Source organism: Pseudomonas sp. RIT-PI-a (assembly GCF_001187875.1).
GTDB lineage: Bacteria > Pseudomonadota > Gammaproteobacteria > Pseudomonadales > Pseudomonadaceae > Aquipseudomonas > Aquipseudomonas coleopterorum.
On the sequence record NZ_LGIR01000011.1, the window covers coordinates 263,758 to 279,365 of the forward strand.

Below are 15,608 nucleotides of genomic sequence, written 5' to 3' on the forward strand. Positions count from 1 at the left end.
CGATGAGTAACCGCTTTTATTTCCGCAGCGCGGAGTTGAATCGATTGCGGCTTCACGCCGGCAGTGGCCCATAGGCTCGATAGGATTGGATCAGCGTGTCGTACAACGAGATGTCCGCCCGGCTTCGGGCAATGAGTTGGGCACCGGCCACGGCCGAAAAAATGGCCCGTGCCCGCGCGTCACTGTCGCCCGCGTCGCACACCTGTGCAGCGACCAGCTGACGGCTCAGCCAGGCGATGTTGACCTGGGCAAACGCCTGGATCTCCTCGGCCATGGCAGGGGGAAGATTATCGGTCTCGGCCCCCACGAAGCTGCCCAGGCACAGCCGGTTATCTGCCTCGAGCGAGCGCCGAAAGATCTCCGGGAAGCGTTGCAGTGCCTGCAGAGGGTTCGGGGTTTGCTCGCAGATGACTTCAAGTGCCGCCGCTCCGTCTTCCCAGTACCGTCGAGCCACGGCAATGCCCAGGTCGGCCTTGCTGGGGAAGTGGTAATAGATGCTGGCTGGCTTGATACCCACGGCGCTGGCCAAATCGCGGTAATTCAGGCCGTTGTAGCCCTGTGACTGGGCAATGTTGCGGGCAGCCAGAAGTATGGCCTCGCGGGCGTTGATGCTCATTGTCGTGCCTTGTGTACGTCGGACGTGTTCTCGGGGAAGCCGGTCATCTTAAAACAAAAGGGACCGGCATGACTCACACCGCGACCGCCAAGGGTTGGCGGTCGCGGTTATCGATACCCCTTGCGGCACCTCACGCAGCAGGCGAATCCAGCTCCGGGATGCCGCTGCTGCGATCCGCGTAGGCCGCCTTGAAGGCCGGGCGTTGCTGCCAGCGCTGCCAGTAGGCGTCCAGGTGTTCGAAACGCTCGTCGAGCGGGGTGGCGTTGACCGGGAACTTGGAGAAAGCGATGGCAGTGGCCAGGGTGATATCGGCGAACGTGGGCTCGGCGCCGCCCAGTAGCCATTCACGGCCATCGGCCAGATGACGGTTTACCAGGGCCGCATGGGCCAGCGCTTCTTTGCGGCAATGCTCGCCCCATGCTTCGTTCCTGGTCAGTTCGAGTTTGAACCCCAGCCCGGTGTGCAACACATGGAACGCGGTGACGATGCGATAGAGGATGTGCACCCAGATGCGGTTGTCCCACATGGTGTCCAGACCCTGTTCCAGCGCGCTGTCGCCCATGATCTTGCGGCCTGGATAAGTCTGGTCCAGATAACGCGCGATGGCCGCCGTTTCGGCCAGGTAGCTGCCATCGGCCAGTTGCAGCGTCGGCGTTTCGCCCCACGGGTTCATGTTCAGGTGGCGCCAGCCGCGCTGCTGTCCACCCGGAGCCATGTCGTAGATGACCTCGTCGAACTGATCGGCGATGCCTTTCTCGTGCATGAACAACCGCAGCCGTTGCGGATTGGGGAAGGCGGAGGGGGAGGTGAAGAGCTGCAGTTTGGTGGTCATGGGCGCGTCCTTTGGAAATTAGCCTACCTAACGTTTGTTAGGTAGGCTCACCATAGACTTCCCAAGAGTTACGGTCAATAGATCACCTGACATTCGTTAGGTGGTCTATTGACCGTAAGATCTGTAGCTCAAGGTGACAATCTCGGACCGTCGCTGGTCCTTCTCAGAGCAAGGAAGACCACTGTCAGTCGCGCGCTCACACCAAGGGCGGTGCCCGATAGGATGATGTTCATGACGGATTGGATCTTCCCGCGTCTCCAATCAGCGGCAGCCTGGCAAGCATGTTCTTGAGCGCCAAGGCATCCCAGGGAAGATGCTCGGTAATGCCCAGCCCCACCACATCAGTGATCTTGGCAACATCCCTCAGCACGTCCAGTACCTGTTCGATACTTAGCTGACCTTGCGCCACCCCCTCAAACGATTTCTCCGGGGCATGGGGATTGGCAAACAGAAGCGAGCGGAACAGTCTTGGGTCCAGCACATCCAGATCCAGATGAATGGCCAAGTGCTTTGCACCCGTCGATTTGAACCAATCAAGAACGGCGCTGCTTCCGTGCTGAGTGATCTGGGCTGGACTCACATTCTGCAAACCCAGACGATCGATTTCGGAAGCCTCCCAATCGGTAGGATCATGCATTCCCACATACAGGATGTTTTGCGGCTTCAGCGGGCGGGCCACTGCTTGGACGAAGTCCGGATCGCCATTGCCGAGCAGCATGCCAAGGACCATGGCATGCGCATTGTTGAATTGCTCTGGCGTCATGATATCGGGATGAGCATCCACCCAGAGAATGGCAAGGTCGCCTTGGTAGCGTTCGTTCAAATAAGCAAATGGAGCCAAGTCAACGAGGCAGTCTCCACCGAGTATGACCAAGCGGTCCGCAGAGTGTCGGCTCAATAGTGTTTGCGCGCTGTTCAGCTGTTTCAGCAACGCGCGGCGCCCAACGATCCCCAACTCTTCGAGCGGTGCCCCTGCAGAGGGAGGCTCTACGGGAACATGTTCTGTGGGGCCTGAGTGCTCGGGCGCCAACCAGGCAAGCAACTCTGCACCCAAGTGATACGGCGCATTGTTGCCACCTTGCCACTGGGGAAAAATCAAGCGCAGCGTTTTACCTTCGCTAAAAGACATGGATATTGGACTCTCGATGAACATTGAGTAGGCATGGGTGCGACTTTCCCTGGTTTGAGTCGGATACTGGCAGGGCCAGCCTCTGCGTCCAAAAATATGGAAGTCTCGAACTTCATAACCAGCGTTGTGTCCGCAGTCTATTTGCTTGTCCAGTGCAGATATACCGGGCTATGGTTGACGCTTTGTTGCATGGATCGAGCGAATGGACCGGATCATCGCCGCCAAGGTTTTTTTGGAGGCTGTCAAGCGAAGCAGCATTTCCGGTGCCGCAGAGCACTTGGGAATGTCGCGCGCGATGGCTTCACGATACGTAGGTTCGATCGAGGAGTGGGCCCAGGCACGTCTGCTGCATCGAACCACTCGCAAACTCAGCCTGACACCGGCGGGTGAGTTGACGCTTCCGATCTGCGAGGAACTCATCAGACTCAGCGAAACGGTGTCTGCCGTGGGTACTGCGTCGCACTGCACACCGAAAGGGCTCGTTCGGGTGACTGCATCGTCCATCTTTGCAGAACATTGCCTGACCGATATCTTGATGAAGTTCCTGCAGCTGAACCCGCTGGTTTCTGTTGACCTGCAGGTCGTGGATCGCATGACGAACCTGGCGCAGGACGGTATCGATCTGGCTATCCGAGTGACCAACGATCTGGATCCCACTCTGATCGCGACCAGGCTGGGAAGTGTTCACTCCTACATCTGCGCCAGTCCTGAATATTTGGGTCGGTGCGGAACACCTGATGCTATTGAAGACCTGACGGCCCATAACTGTCTGACCTACGCCCACTTCGGGCGGAGCGAATGGAAGTTCAAGCAAGCTACGGGCACGGTCTTGGTCCCGGTCACGGGCAGTTTCACGACCAACGAAGCCGCGATCGTGGTGCGGGCTGCGCTGAGCGGAACGGGCATTGCCATGCTACCTGGTTTTGCCGTTGCGCAAGAGATTGCAGACGGACGTCTCGTACGCCTCTTTCCCGACACCGAGTTGTCACCGCTAGGCATCCATGCGGTTTACCTTTCCAGACATCGGATGCCTAGCGCACTGAAAGCGTTGATAGCTTTTTTGAAGACTGCCCTGAACGACGAAGGCCTCACCCCGCGTGAAAGGGACTGAACGCTCCCTAACCTTCATTGGCGAATCCATTCATTAAACCTTGCGATAGTTCAAAGGCGACGAAGGAAGCCCATGCCTGTCTTCCCGCCGCATTGATGAGCTCCGCTCACTTATGCATGCAGCTTCCCACGACTAATCGAACGGGCAGGTAACCGGTAGATTGGAAGCCCTTGCACGAACCCCAAAAGGGCACACGATGAAAACATTCGCGATCGCAGCGCTCTCATTGTCCTTGTCAGCTTTCGAAAGTGAAGGAGCTCAGCCCATGAATATCACCGTCACGCCTGCAGGTTCCCAGCCGTCCGCCGTCGGACCCGCTGAATACTTTACCGGGAAGGTACGCGTCGATGCGCCGTTCAAAGGCACCGACGGCGCACGCATCGGCGGCGCCACCGTGACCTTCGATCCGGGTGCGCGGACTGCCTGGCACACTCATCCACTGGGGCAGACGCTGATCGTGACCGCAGGCGCGGGCTACGTGCAGCAGGAGGGTCAGGTCCGGCAATCGATTCGTCCCGGCGACACCGTGTGGATTCCTCCCAAGGTCAAGCACTGGCACGGCGCAACGCCGGATACCGGCATGAGCCACATTGCCATTGCCGAAGCCCTGGACGGTAATGTCGTGGAGTGGTTGGAGCAGGTCACCGATGAGGACTACGGCCAAGCGCAGTGAAGGGGCGGTCCGGCGTTCGTCGCCAACCTGTCTGTGTCTACCGAATGGCTGCTGACTGCATCCTCGGCTTGCGATAAAATCGATGCCAAAGTGCCACCCCGCCTGACCTGAAGTTCCTGGCGGATCACCGGCACTGCCAAGCTCTGATAGGGCACATCGATTGCAGCGCCGGAGAGCCTTGGAATGCCACTCAGTCGTCGTGAGTTGGGAGAAACGTTTGCACGCCGCATCTACGGGCCCCGTTCCATCGGCTGCCTGTTGAGTGCAACGTTCATCGGTACGGTGCTGGGGGTCGACCCCGACACGCCGATGTGGGTGTGGGGCGCAATGCTGACCAACCTCATGGTCTGGCCGACTCTTGCCTACCTGCTCGCACGCAGAGCCGCAGATCCGTTCGCGGTCGAACTGCGCAGCCTCGCGCTGGATGGCCTGTTCGCCGGCGGCTGGGCGGGGCTGATGGCGCTGAACCTGCTGCCATCCGTGCTGCTGCTGTCCATGGTCGCCATGAACGCGATGGCAGCGGGCGGATGGCGCCTGTTGCGGATCACCGTCGGGTTGCAGGGGGTGGGGCTGCTTCTGGCCCTGGGCCTGAAGGGCTTTGAGTTATCGTTGGCGACCAGCGCGCTGCAGCAGTTGGCCTGCCTGCCCATGCTGATCATCTATCCGCTGATCGTGGCCCGCGCCAGCTACGCCGTGTCAGTGCAACTGGCGGTGCACAAGAAAGCCTTCAAGCTAATCAGCAAGCTGGACGGCATGACCCGCCTGCTGCACCACGCTTCGTGGATGGAAAAGCTGGTAGAGATCTTTCCTCGATGCCGACGAGGTGAGGTCATCGCGATGGTGGCGTTGATAGACATCGACAACTTCAAGCGCATCAACGACGAGCACGGCCATCTGATGGGCGACGCGATCATCGGCCGCCTGGCCAATCTGCTGCGTTCAGGACTGGGTGCATCGGCTGCACCTGGGCGCTATGGCGGCGATGAATTCTGTCTGCTGCTGTTCGATATGAGCCTGGGTGAAGCCACTCAGCGGTTGGACGACATCCGTAGGCAGTTTTCCGACTGGGTCGATGCGACCGTGCCCATCGAGGTGACGCTGAGTATCGGCCTGGTGCCGTACTCCCATCAATACGCCAGCGAGCGCGACTGGATCAAGGCCACCGACGAGGCGTTGTACCGCGCCAAGCGCAGTGGCAAGAACCAGCTGTGTGTGCAGTATTCCGAAGCTGGCGGGTCGACAGCGGGCGCATGACGGCGCAAACCGGCATCACTGCTGTCCCGCCGCTGGCCTGAACGAGCACAGCCCTCATAACCTTCGAGTCATGGCCTGATCCGGTCGAGCGTGTTCTGGAGGCAAGCCACCAGGTTCGCCATCCGCGTCCTGATTCAATCCCAGGAAGCGCAGAACCAGGCGTGCCTGGCCGCGATGCAGATGGCCGCCGTCCTGGGTGCTGCAGCCTTTCTCGCGCGCCGCTCGGCAAAGGGGTGTCGAGTGGGGCGAGTTGATGATGTCGACGACCAGCATGTCGGGCTCGAGCCGTTCCGGGTCGACGGGCAGGGGGTCATGGGCGCCCATGCCCAGAGGTGTTGCGTTGATCACGATATGGTGACCGCGCGGATCAGGTGGGCCCACACGTGTGGCGCAGCCCGTTTCTGCCGCCACGGACTCGGCCAGGCTCCGAGCTCGCTGCTCGTCGGCATCGCACACCGTGAGTGACCGGGCACCCGCGCCTGCGACAGCGAAGGCGATCGCGCGGCCGGCACCGCCCGCGCCCACCAACAGCACGCTCTTGCCCGCAGGCTCGTGACCTTCCTGTTGCATGCCCAGAACGCAGCCCAGGCCGTCGAACACCGCACCGACCCAGCGTCCATCGCTTTCGCATCGGACCACGTTGATTGCACCCACCTGGCGAGCCGTTGGGTGAAGCTCGTCGACCAGGGCCAACATGCTTTGCTTGTGTGGCATGGTGACCAGCAGGCCTGCCAGGTTGTTCAAGGCTCTGGCGCCGATCACGAAGTTGCTCAAGCCATCGGGCGTTACCTCAAACGGAATGCAGACCGCGTCTTCGCCCTGGTCCATGAACACGGGATTGAGCAGCTGTGGGGATTTGGCGGCGGCCAACCGATGGCCGACCAATCCGTAGAGTCGAGTGGAGCCTTTGATGTGTGTGGCCATGATTGCCCAATGTCCGGTGATGATAGGCGCGGTGTCGAAAGCGTTGCTGCACACTCAGGTCACGGCATCGATCTGCCACGGCACGAACTCGTTCTGCCCGTACCCGTGTTGCTCGCTCATGCTGCGCTCGCCTGAAGCAATACGCAGCATCGCATCGAATATCGCCGCGCCGCAGGCTTCGATGGTCTGTTTGTCTTCGGCGATCTCGCCGCAATTGATGTCCATGTCCTCGCGCTGTCGAGCCCACAGGGCGCTGTTGGTCGCCAGCTTGATCGAGGGGGCGGGCGCACATCCATAGGCCGATCCGCGGCCCGTGGTAAAGGCGATCAGGTTGGCCCCGCCAGCCACTTGCCCTGTGGCGGACACCGGGTCGTAGCCAGGGGTGTCCATGAACACCAGGCCATGGGCCGTCACGGTTTGCGCGTATTCGTAGACATCGGTCAGGTTGCTCGAGCCGGCCTTCGCCACCGCGCCCAGCGACTTCTCCAGAATGGTGGTCAAGCCGCCTGCCTTGTTGCCCGCCGAGGGGTTGTTGTTCAACTCGGCGCCCATGCGCGCGCAGTAGCGTTCCCACCAGTGGATTCGCGCGATCAGCTTTTCGCCCACCTCGCGGCTGACGGCTCGACGGGTGAGCAGGTGCTCGGCGCCGTAGATTTCCGGCGTTTCGGAAAGAATTGCGGTGCCCCCACAGGTCACCAGCCGATCCACCGCATTGCCCAGCGCGGGATTGGCCGTGATGCCCGAGTAGCCATCCGAACCGCCGCACTGCAGCCCCACGGTGAGGTGCTGCACGCCGACCGGCTCGCGTCGGACCCGATTGGCTTCGCCGAGCAGTGCCTGGACCTGGGCGATCCCCTTGGCAATCGATTTGGACGTGCCGCCGGTATCCTGGATGCTGAATGTGCGCAGGGTGTCACTGCGCGAGAGGCCTTTAGTGCTGAGCAAGGCGTCGATCTGATTGGTCTCGCAGCCCAGGCCGATGACCAGCACTGCTGCGAAGTTGGGATGGGTCGCGTAGCCGGCCAGCGTCCGCCGCAGCAGGCTCAGGCCATCGCCCGAGGCATCGACCGCACAACCGGCCGAGTGGGTCAGTGCCACGACGCCGTCCACGTTCGGATACGCCTGCAGGGCGGCAGGGTTGATGTCCCTGCGGAAATGGTCGGCGATGGCGCGGGCCACCGTGGCCGAGCAATTCACCGACGTGAGAATGCCGATGTAGTTGCGCGTCGCCACGCGTCCGTCGCGGCGTACGATGCCCATGAAGGTGGGTATCCGGGTTGGCGTCGACGCAGCCCGTACATCGATACCGAATGCGTAGTCACGCGAGAACTCACCCATGGCCAGGTTGTGTACATGGACGTGATCACCGGGTTCGATGGCGGCGATGGCGAAACCGATGATCTGCCCATAGCGCCTCACCGGTTGACCGGCTTCGATACGGCGGCAGGCAACCTTGTGGCCCGGAACGATCGATTGCCGAACGGTGATGCCCTCCTGCTCGAGTACTTCGCCTTCCAGCAAGGGCCGTCTGGCGATCAGCACATCGTCCAGGGCATTCAAGCGCAGCACGGGGGCGGCGCCGGTTTTCATGATCAGGTCCATTGCATCCTCACGGGCTGCGGGGTGATGCGCGGTCGCCAATGAGCGCCGCATTCTTGTGCCGGCACTATAGGATTCGGCGCAAAGGCTGCCCAATGAGAGCTTTCGATTGCTCGATAACTTTGTCTCATGGCAGGGTTCGACGCGCTCATCCATCGCCGGTGGCAGCGCGCCTCTGGCTGGCGAACCAGAGCAGCGTATCGATGAAGCTCTGCGTCGGTTCCGATACCTGCTCATCCTTTCGGGTGATGACACCGTAGTCCTGGGACTCGACGCTGAAGGGCGTCCTGAGCACTCGCAACTGTCCGCTCTGCACGTGCGACTGGACCATCGACTCCGGCAGCATGGCCAGCATCGGGCCGGACTGGAGCAACTGCAGGAAGGTCTGCATCGAAATGGTTTCCACCGTATTGGTGGGCGACGCGATGTCGAACAGCCGGAAGGCACGCTCCATGCGCCGGCGAATGGGGGTATTGAACGGGTACATGACCCATGGCCACTCGCTCAGCGCTTCGCAGGGTACTTCGTCGAGCTGGCAGAGCGGGTGGGCATGGTTGGCGACCAGGCAAAACGGCTCGGGCCCCAGCGGGACGAATTCGAACGACTGGCAATCATCGTGGGTGAAGCGCGCGATGATCAGGTCGAGTTTTTTCTGCTCCAGCATCTCCAGCAACTGATTGCTGGTTTGCTCGATCACCTCGATGGCCAGCAGCGGACGTTTGCGTTTGATGCAGGCGATGGCCTCGGGCAGCACGACCGAGGTGGCTGCGAAAATGGTGCCGATCTTCAAGTGGCCATGGCCGCCTTTGCGCAGCTTGTTGACCTGGTCCACGAATGACTCCGTGTCTTCCAGGGTAACGCGTGCGTAGCGGGCGACGAACACGCCCAGCTCGGTCAGCACCAGATTGCGGGTCTGTCGCTCGAACAGCGCAAAACCCAGCAACTCTTCCAAGTCGCGCAGCAGCTTGCTGATGGCCGGCTGGGTGACATTCATGTGTTGCGCCGTGGTGTGCATGTTCCGGGTCTTGGCCAGGCTGTTGACCAGAACCAGATGCTTGATCTTCAGCCACCGGGTGACGCTGGAAAACGTGATGTGGTCGCTGTGCATGTCGGTGAGCCCCTGCGCGTCGATAACGAAACAGCATTGATGGGTGAGATTGAGTCATTGGGATTTTCGAAGCCCGTCCAGTACTTTCAAGGCTCCGATAGCCGACTGAAATGGAACCTGCGATGGGACTTTTGAAACTGACGCGCCAGAACACGCTGCCGGTGGATGGCGTAGCCGGCACACTGATTGGCCGCGCCTGGGTCCCAGGTGCTATCGCAGGACCCTCGCCGATCGTGATTCGTCATGAAGGCGTGTTCGATCTTTCCGACAGCTTTTCCACGATGAGCGACCTGTTGGAGCACCGCTCGCCGTTGTCCGCGGTTCGTCTGACGCCGGGCCGGTACATCGGCACCGTCGAGGCGTTGCTGGCCAATACCGGCAAGCATGCCGATCCGAACGAGCCGTCGCTCCTGCCGCCGGCCGATTTCCAGGTGATCAAGGCCGCAGGTGTGACCTTCGCATCCAGCATGATCGAGCGGGTGATCGAGGAGCAGGCGCGAGGTGACGCGGCCAAGGCCGAAAGCGTGAGGCGGCTGGTTCAGGAGGCGATAGGCGACAACTTGCGCGCCATCGAACCCGGCTCGCCCGCGGCGATGCGTCTGAAAGCCGTGCTCATTGAGCAGGGGATGTGGTCGCAGTATCTGGAGGTGGGGATCGGTCCGGATGCGGAGATCTTCACCAAGGCGCCGGTGATGGCCGCGGTCGGCAGTGGCAGCGAAATCGGCATCCATCGCAAATCCGAATGGAACAATCCGGAACCGGAGATCGTGCTCGCGGTGAACAGTCAGGGGCTGGTGCATGGCGTGACCTTGGGCAACGACGTCAACTTGCGTGATTTCGAGGGCCGCAGCGCGCTGCTGTTGAGCAAGGCCAAGGACAACAATGCGTCCTGCGCCATCGGTCCGTTCATTCGGTTGTTCGACGAGACCTTCAACCTCGACGACGTGCGCAATTGTGTGGTCGATCTGCACGTTCAGGGTGAGGACGGCTTCACCCTGGAAGGCAGCAGCTCCATGGCGTTGATCAGCCGGGATCCCCTGGAACTCGTGGCCCAGACGCTGAACGGTGAACATCAATACCCCGATGGCTTCATGCTGTTTCTGGGCACTCTCTTTGCGCCCACCCAGGATCGTGAAGCCCCCGGCAGCGGCTTCACCCACAAGCAGGGCGACGAGGTCAGCATCGGCAGCGCGCTGCTGGGCAGCCTGCGCAATACGGTGACCTATAGCCATGAGGCTGCCCCATGGACCTACGGCCTGCGGGCGGTGATGCACAACCTCGCGGCGCGAGGCTTGCTGTAGGCGAGATCGGATTCTCTGGTACATGCATGGAATATCCGCAGCGGTTTGACTTATCCAACGGGGACTGCATACTGTTGGAACACTGTTCCGTTAAGAGCAATGTTGATCAAATCCACCGTGATGTCAAAGATAAGTCGAGAAAAATATGAGAGTCGTCAAAGGTGCCGTCGACCGTTGTCTTGAAGCCATCGAGCTGCTGGCACGTGAAGCCCGCTGGATGCGTATGTCCGACATCGCTGCCGACCTGGGCCTGGAAAAGGGACCGGCTCACCGCGTGCTCGCGCAACTGGTCGAACAGGGTTGGGCGGAACAGGACGAGGCAACGTCGCAATATCGCCTGACCCTGAAACTGGCGTTGCTGGGCCAGCGTTACCTGCACGGCATCGGTTTGCCCGAGCGCGTTCAGCCGATCATCGAGCAGGTTGCCAGGCAGTGCCAGGAACTGGTGCGGCTCACCGTCGTCAGCGAAGGCAGCCTGTCCTGGCTGTCGTCAGCGCAAGGCGCGGCGCCTGGGTTGGTCTATTCGCCCGCCATGGATCACCCGATCAATCTGTACGCGACGGCCAACGGCAAGGCCTGGCTGGCGTCGATGCCCGATGAGCAGGCCGTCGAGCTTGCGCTGCGCAGTGGACTGGGGAGCACCGAGGCGAATCCCGGTCAGGGGCCCAAAGCGCTCAGCACCATCGAATCGCTGCTCAGCGATCTGAAGCTGACACGCGAGCGCGGGTATGGTCTGGTCGTTGAAGAGGCCGAGGCCGGGGTGTGGGCGATCGCGGTGCCGGTCAGGCTCATTCCCGGCGGGTCGGTGGTGGGCACCATGAGCATCGCAGGCCCGGTCATGCGCATGCAGCCGGAGCGCTATGAAGAGCTGCATGCGCTGCTCGAAGACGCCGCCCACAAGGTGGGCACGGTGTGGCCGCGGCAGAACGATGTGCACTCGGTGCGTCCATGAACGAGCAGCCTTGCGCCCGCAGTGAAACAGTCCATAGTGAAACAGCAACTGCGCTGGACACCGCAGCCGCTGCCCTGGTCCACGCCCGCCGCGAAGGTATCCGCCTGACAGCGCTGCCGGAGTCTGGCCGGCCCACCAGCCTGGCCGAAGGCTTCGCCATTCAGCAGCGCGTCGGGCCATTGGCCGGCAAGACCGTGGGCGGATGGAAATGTGCATTGCCGCCCACCGGAAAGTGGATCGTGGCGCCCCTCTACAGCGACAGCATCGTCAGCGGCGAGCGCTATGGCGTACCCGCCGATACCCAGCAGGCGCGGATCGAGCCGGAGCTTGCCTGCATCCTGACCCGCGATCTGCCGGTACGAGGCGAACCCTACACCGCCGAACACATCATCGCTGCCATCGGCGATACCCACTTGGCCCTGGAGGTGATCGGCTGCCGATACACCGATCCGCAATCGCTGCCGTTCGAGCAATTGCTGGCCGACGGCCTGTTCAACCACGGATTGGTCCTTGGACCGCGGACGACGTTGTCCTGTGCAAGGTTGCCCGCCGAACTGCACATTTCCGTGCGCGGTGCCGCCCAGCCAATCGAAATCAACGGGCGCCACCCGGACGCCGACCCCATTCTGCCCATCGTCTGGCTGGCCAATTTTCTGTCTGCACAGGGCATAGGCCTGCGGGCAGGCCAGGTGATCATCACCGGATCCTATGCCGGTGTGCTCGATGTACCCGTCAATGAGCCGCTGCACATTCGGTTCGGCCGTGCAGGCTCCATGTCTGTCCATTTCTCAACGCTCAAGGAGTAATACATGCGCTTAGTTCGTTTCGGTTCACCGGGGCAGGAACTACCAGGCATTCTGGATTCGAAGGGAGAGGTCCGCGACCTTTCGGGCATCGTCGATGACATCGACGCGTCAGCCCTCAGCCCGGATGTACTGCAGAAGTTGCGCGGCGTCGACATTGAAAAATTGCCACCGGTGGCGCCCGGCACTCGCCTGGGTCCCTGCGTGGGCAGTGTGCCGAACCTGATCTGCATCGGCCTGAACTACTCCGACCACGCCGCAGAAACCAACACGCCCATCCCGAGCCAGCCAGTGGTGTTCAACAAGCACACCGGCTCCATCAGCGGGCCCAACGATCCGGTCATCCTGCCGACCGGCGCCGAAAAGCTCGATTGGGAAGTGGAGCTGGCCATCGTTATCGGCACGCCCGCCTGGCAGATCCCGGAGTCGCAGGCGCTGGATCATATCGCCGGTTACTGCCTGGCCAACGATGTGTCGGAACGGGCCTACCAGCTCGAATACGAAGGCCAGTGGGCCAAGGGCAAAAGCGGTTTTTCCTTCGCTCCGCTGGGGCCATGGCTGGTTACCCGTGACGAGATCGCCGACCCACAGACGCTGGACCTTTGGCTGGACGTCAACGGCAAGCGCCTGCAGACCGGCAACACCCGCACAATGATTTTCAGCGTCGCCCACATTGTGGCGTACCTGAGCCGCTTCATGCCGCTGATGCCTGGCGACGTGATCATCACCGGTACGCCACCGGGGGTCGGCCTGGGGCAGAAGCCACCCGTGTTCCTCAAGGCAGGTGACACGATGCGCGTCGGCGGCCAGGGTCTGGGCGAGCAAACTCAGGCAGTGGTGCCTTACGTGGCCGAAATGGGTGCTGCCTGGGTAGCCGGTCGCCATCCGAACGTTGACTGACTACTACCCGAGGAGAACACCATGAGTTTTGCAGGAACAGGTGTGGTCGCGATCTGGCACGATCTTCTGCCCGAAGCGCGGGATGAGTTCTATGAATGGCACAACCGCGAGCACATGCCCGAGCGTGCCGGTATTCCAGGCTTTCTGCGCGGGCGTCGCTACATTGCGCTGAATGCGGGGCCGACCTACTTCAACCTTTACGAGGCAGACAGCGTGCAGGTCCTGGGCGGACAGGACTACTTGTCGCGTCTCAATACGCCGACGCCCTGGACGCAGCAGTCGGTGAAATCCTATCGCAACGTCGCACGCTCGATCTGCGATGTGACGTACACCAGCGGCGTGGGGCAGGGCGCCTATCTACTGACTATCCGCTTCGACGTTGAACAGGAGCAGCACAAGCCCGTTTCCGATGCGTTGCGTCAACGGGTCCTGGCCCCGCTGGCTGACAGGCAGGGCATCACGGGCGTGCATCTGTGCGTGGCTGACGAGGCGGTCAGCAAGGTCGAAACCGCCGAGAAAAAGGCCCGCGCCGAAGGCACGCAGATTCCGGCCTGGATCGTCATGATCGAAGGCTGTGCTGCCGACTATGTCGAGGCCGCGGGCGATGCCTTCATGGTCGAGCTGCACCGGTTGCTGGAAGGGCAGTCCAGCACCCCGGAAGCGACGCTTTACCAGTTGGAGTACACCCGTTGCAAAACCCCGAGCGCTGCGGGGTAAAACGTTAGCGCTTCCAGCATGGCCACTTTGATGCTGGACGCTCACCCCCGTGACGTGACCACCTCCCTGGCACTGGCACCGCCGACATCGCCTTGGGCCAGCCGACGTAGAAGACCAGGTAGAACGTCGTTGGTGTATTCGCCCAGCTTGGGCGCCACTTGCCTCGTGGCCGACTGCACCGCGGCTCGGCGCTTGCTCTCGCCGGCTTCGTCCAGGGCCAGCGAGAGCAAGCGCATGGGTGACTATGGCCTACGACTGGATAAACCCATGAGCCCTGTTCACCAAGTCCGACTTGCCGACTTGCCGACTTGCCGACTTGCCGACGCTCAGAGCGCTGCCTGCGGGTTGCGCCCCAATACCCGATGGTACTCCGCCCGCGCGGTGTGCTCGGTGAACTCGCCGGACCACTTCGACACCACCACCGTGGCCACACTGTTGCCGATGGTGTTGCAGGTGGCGATCGCCATGGACATGAACCGGTACACGCCGAACAGCAACGCCAGTCCTTCCACCGGCAGCGAGCCGATGGCGGTAACCGTGGCGGCGAAGACCACGAAGCTGCCACCGGACACCGCCGCGGCACCTTTCGACGTCACCAGCATGATGGCGATAATGCCCAATTGCTGTTCCCAGCTCAGAGGTACGCCATAGGCGTTGGCGATGAACAGCACGCACAGCGACATGTAGATGGAGGTGCCATCCAGGTTGAAGGCGTAACCGGTCGGCAGCACTAGTCCCACACTCTGCTTGGAGCAACCGAACTTCTCGAGCTTCTGCAGCAGTCGGGGCAGGGCACTCTCGGAAGAAGCGGTGCCGAGTACGATGAAGACTTCATCCTTGATGTACTTGAGGAAGCGCCACAGGCTGAACCCCGAGATTCGGCAGACGATGCCGAGCACAACGAAGATGAAGAAAGCGATGCAGACGTAGAACATCAGCACCAGGTTGGCGAGGGACATCAGGACCGCTGCGCCGTTGCTGCCTACGGCATAGGCCACCGAGCCGAAGGCACCCAAAGGGGCGAACTTCATGATCAGGTTGATGAACTCGAAGAAGCATTCGGAAATGCGGCTCAGTCCATCCTCGATAACGCTGCGACGTTCGGGCTTGAGCGCCAGCAGCGCGAAGCCGAACAAGACCGAGATGACCAGTACCTGCAGCAACTGCCCACCTGCGAACGCACCGACGAAGTTGTCGGGGAAGATGCCGTAGATGAAGTCCAGGGTCGAGGCCGGGGCGTGACCTTTGGCGACTGCCGCAGTCGCTGCTGCGGCAGTGGCGCTGCTCGGATGCGCATCGTGCATGCCCGAGCCGATGTTCAGCAGATTGCCCCAGAGCAAGCCAATGGCCAGGGCGATGGTGGAGACGATTTCGAAGTAGATCAGCGCGCGCAGGCCGACCTTGCCGACCCGCTTTATATCACCCGCCGAAGCGATGCCGTGGACCACGGTGAAAAACACCAGAGGGGCAACGGCGGTCTTGATCAACTTGAGGAAGATATCCCCGAGAATCTTGAACTTGGCTGCCAGTTCCGGCGCCAGGAAGCCGAAGGCAATGCCCAGCACCATGGCGGCGATGACCTGGAAGGTCAGGTCCTTATAGAACGGTTTTTTGTTGAGGGTCGTCATGTCTGCAGTCTCGTTGTTGTTATAGGCGAGCAATAGGCAGAAGGGCTCAATCGCGGCGAGC

16 protein-coding genes are annotated in these 15,608 nt (G+C 61.4%); 8 read left to right on the forward strand and 8 right to left on the reverse strand.

Annotated elements, in window-relative coordinates; all coding sequences use genetic code 11:
• Positions 1-52 precede the first annotated feature (52 nt).
• From AC788_RS03485 to AC788_RS03495, 3 genes are all read right to left on the reverse strand, one after another.
• Positions 53-616 carry a TetR/AcrR family transcriptional regulator gene (locus AC788_RS03485; protein WP_049859223.1) on the reverse strand — a complete coding sequence of 188 codons (564 nt, stop codon included), beginning with the start codon at positions 614-616 and terminating at the stop codon, positions 53-55.
• Positions 617-746: 130 nt separating this feature from the next.
• On the reverse strand, positions 747-1,448 hold the full coding sequence (locus tag AC788_RS03490) for a glutathione S-transferase family protein (protein ID WP_049859224.1): 702 nt from the start codon (positions 1,446-1,448) through the stop codon (positions 747-749).
• A 229-nt stretch (positions 1,449-1,677) separates the two neighbouring features.
• Positions 1,678-2,577, reverse strand: a complete 900-nt coding sequence (locus AC788_RS03495) for an arginase family protein (RefSeq protein ID WP_049859784.1) — start codon at positions 2,575-2,577, stop codon at positions 1,678-1,680.
• Positions 2,578-2,779: 202 nt separating this feature from the next.
• On the opposite strand from AC788_RS03495, the gene AC788_RS03500 reads away from it, so the two are divergent.
• The 3 genes from AC788_RS03500 to AC788_RS03510 all read left to right on the forward strand — a co-directional run bounded on the left by AC788_RS03500 (position 2,780) and on the right by AC788_RS03510 (position 5,615).
• A complete protein-coding gene (locus AC788_RS03500) occupies positions 2,780-3,688 on the forward strand; it encodes a LysR family transcriptional regulator (RefSeq protein WP_049859225.1) in 909 nt (302 codons plus the stop codon).
• A 196-nt stretch (positions 3,689-3,884) separates the two neighbouring features.
• Positions 3,885-4,361, forward strand: a complete 477-nt coding sequence (locus tag AC788_RS03505; RefSeq protein WP_049859226.1) for a (R)-mandelonitrile lyase — start codon at positions 3,885-3,887, stop codon at positions 4,359-4,361.
• A 183-nt stretch (positions 4,362-4,544) separates the two neighbouring features.
• The gene (locus AC788_RS03510) at positions 4,545-5,615 is read left to right on the forward strand and encodes a diguanylate cyclase (RefSeq protein WP_049859227.1); all 1,071 of its coding nucleotides are present in this window, start codon (positions 4,545-4,547) and stop codon (positions 5,613-5,615) included.
• 54 nt (positions 5,616-5,669) lie between these two features.
• Here the strand turns inward: AC788_RS03510 and AC788_RS03515 are convergent, their stop codons facing one another.
• The 3 genes from AC788_RS03515 to AC788_RS03525 all read right to left on the reverse strand — a co-directional run bounded on the left by AC788_RS03515 (position 5,670) and on the right by AC788_RS03525 (position 9,246).
• Positions 5,670-6,539, reverse strand: coding sequence for a shikimate dehydrogenase family protein (locus AC788_RS03515; RefSeq protein WP_049859785.1), 870 nt, complete (start codon positions 6,537-6,539; stop codon positions 5,670-5,672).
• 54 nt (positions 6,540-6,593) lie between these two features.
• Entirely contained in the window at positions 6,594-8,141 is a 1,548-nt protein-coding gene (locus AC788_RS03520) for a UxaA family hydrolase (RefSeq protein ID WP_049859228.1), read from the reverse strand.
• A gap of 145 nt (positions 8,142-8,286) precedes the next feature.
• Positions 8,287-9,246 (reverse strand): LysR family transcriptional regulator, encoded by a 960-nt coding sequence (locus AC788_RS03525; RefSeq protein ID WP_049859229.1) that lies wholly within the window; start codon positions 9,244-9,246, stop codon positions 8,287-8,289.
• Positions 9,247-9,368: 122 nt separating this feature from the next.
• Here AC788_RS03525 and AC788_RS03530 point away from each other — a divergent pair, with 122 nt between their 5' ends.
• The 5 genes from AC788_RS03530 (at position 9,369) to AC788_RS03550 (ending at position 13,919) form a co-directional block, all read left to right on the forward strand.
• Complete coding sequence (locus AC788_RS03530; RefSeq protein ID WP_049859230.1) at positions 9,369-10,547, forward strand: fumarylacetoacetate hydrolase family protein; 1,179 nt, start codon at positions 9,369-9,371, stop codon at positions 10,545-10,547.
• Between the two features lie 145 nt (positions 10,548-10,692).
• A complete protein-coding gene (locus AC788_RS03535) occupies positions 10,693-11,499 on the forward strand; it encodes an IclR family transcriptional regulator (protein ID WP_049859231.1) in 807 nt (268 codons plus the stop codon).
• Positions 11,496-12,305: a 2-keto-4-pentenoate hydratase gene (locus AC788_RS03540; protein ID WP_049859232.1), complete on the forward strand. Its 810-nt coding sequence runs from the start codon at positions 11,496-11,498 to the stop codon at positions 12,303-12,305. The genes AC788_RS03535 and AC788_RS03540 overlap by 4 nt, the downstream gene beginning before the upstream one ends.
• Before the next feature lie 3 nt (positions 12,306-12,308).
• Positions 12,309-13,202 (forward strand): fumarylacetoacetate hydrolase family protein, encoded by an 894-nt coding sequence (locus AC788_RS03545; RefSeq protein ID WP_049859233.1) that lies wholly within the window; start codon positions 12,309-12,311, stop codon positions 13,200-13,202.
• Between the two features lie 21 nt (positions 13,203-13,223).
• Positions 13,224-13,919 (forward strand): DUF4286 family protein, encoded by a 696-nt coding sequence (locus AC788_RS03550; RefSeq protein ID WP_049859234.1) that lies wholly within the window; start codon positions 13,224-13,226, stop codon positions 13,917-13,919.
• A 41-nt stretch (positions 13,920-13,960) separates the two neighbouring features.
• On the opposite strand, the gene AC788_RS03555 is transcribed toward AC788_RS03550, so the two are convergent.
• Together AC788_RS03555 and dctA are read right to left on the reverse strand one after the other, a co-directional pair.
• Positions 13,961-14,155: a hypothetical protein gene (locus AC788_RS03555; protein ID WP_049859235.1), complete on the reverse strand. Its 195-nt coding sequence runs from the start codon at positions 14,153-14,155 to the stop codon at positions 13,961-13,963.
• A gap of 90 nt (positions 14,156-14,245) precedes the next feature.
• Positions 14,246-15,547 carry a C4-dicarboxylate transporter DctA gene (gene dctA / locus AC788_RS03560; RefSeq protein ID WP_049859236.1) on the reverse strand — a complete coding sequence of 434 codons (1,302 nt, stop codon included), beginning with the start codon at positions 15,545-15,547 and terminating at the stop codon, positions 14,246-14,248.
• Positions 15,548-15,608: the final 61 nt, after the last annotated feature.

What these genes read in the sequence shown, in the direction of transcription:
- AC788_RS03530 (WP_049859230.1), top strand. Translation starts at nt 9,369, where the DNA reads ATGGGACTTTTGAAACTGACGCGCCAGAACACGCTGCCGGTGGATGGC.
- AC788_RS03510 (WP_049859227.1), top strand. Translation starts at nt 4,545, where the DNA reads ATGCCACTCAGTCGTCGTGAGTTGGGAGAAACGTTTGCACGCCGCATC.
- AC788_RS03500 (WP_049859225.1), top strand. Translation starts at nt 2,780, where the DNA reads ATGGACCGGATCATCGCCGCCAAGGTTTTTTTGGAGGCTGTCAAGCGA.
- AC788_RS03545 (WP_049859233.1), top strand. Translation starts at nt 12,309, where the DNA reads ATGCGCTTAGTTCGTTTCGGTTCACCGGGGCAGGAACTACCAGGCATT.
- AC788_RS03490 (WP_049859224.1), bottom strand. Translation starts at nt 1,448, where the DNA reads ATGACCACCAAACTGCAGCTCTTCACCTCCCCCTCCGCCTTCCCCAAT.
- AC788_RS03540 (WP_049859232.1), top strand. Translation starts at nt 11,496, where the DNA reads ATGAACGAGCAGCCTTGCGCCCGCAGTGAAACAGTCCATAGTGAAACA.
- AC788_RS03495 (WP_049859784.1), bottom strand. Translation starts at nt 2,577, where the DNA reads ATGTCTTTTAGCGAAGGTAAAACGCTGCGCTTGATTTTTCCCCAGTGG.
- AC788_RS03535 (WP_049859231.1), top strand. Translation starts at nt 10,693, where the DNA reads ATGAGAGTCGTCAAAGGTGCCGTCGACCGTTGTCTTGAAGCCATCGAG.
- AC788_RS03485 (WP_049859223.1), bottom strand. Translation starts at nt 616, where the DNA reads ATGAGCATCAACGCCCGCGAGGCCATACTTCTGGCTGCCCGCAACATT.
- AC788_RS03555 (WP_049859235.1), bottom strand. Translation starts at nt 14,155, where the DNA reads ATGCGCTTGCTCTCGCTGGCCCTGGACGAAGCCGGCGAGAGCAAGCGC.
- AC788_RS03550 (WP_049859234.1), top strand. Translation starts at nt 13,224, where the DNA reads ATGAGTTTTGCAGGAACAGGTGTGGTCGCGATCTGGCACGATCTTCTG.
- AC788_RS03505 (WP_049859226.1), top strand. Translation starts at nt 3,885, where the DNA reads ATGAAAACATTCGCGATCGCAGCGCTCTCATTGTCCTTGTCAGCTTTC.
- AC788_RS03515 (WP_049859785.1), bottom strand. Translation starts at nt 6,539, where the DNA reads ATGGCCACACACATCAAAGGCTCCACTCGACTCTACGGATTGGTCGGC.
- AC788_RS03525 (WP_049859229.1), bottom strand. Translation starts at nt 9,246, where the DNA reads ATGCACAGCGACCACATCACGTTTTCCAGCGTCACCCGGTGGCTGAAG.
- dctA (WP_049859236.1), bottom strand. Translation starts at nt 15,547, where the DNA reads ATGACGACCCTCAACAAAAAACCGTTCTATAAGGACCTGACCTTCCAG.
- AC788_RS03520 (WP_049859228.1), bottom strand. Translation starts at nt 8,141, where the DNA reads ATGGACCTGATCATGAAAACCGGCGCCGCCCCCGTGCTGCGCTTGAAT.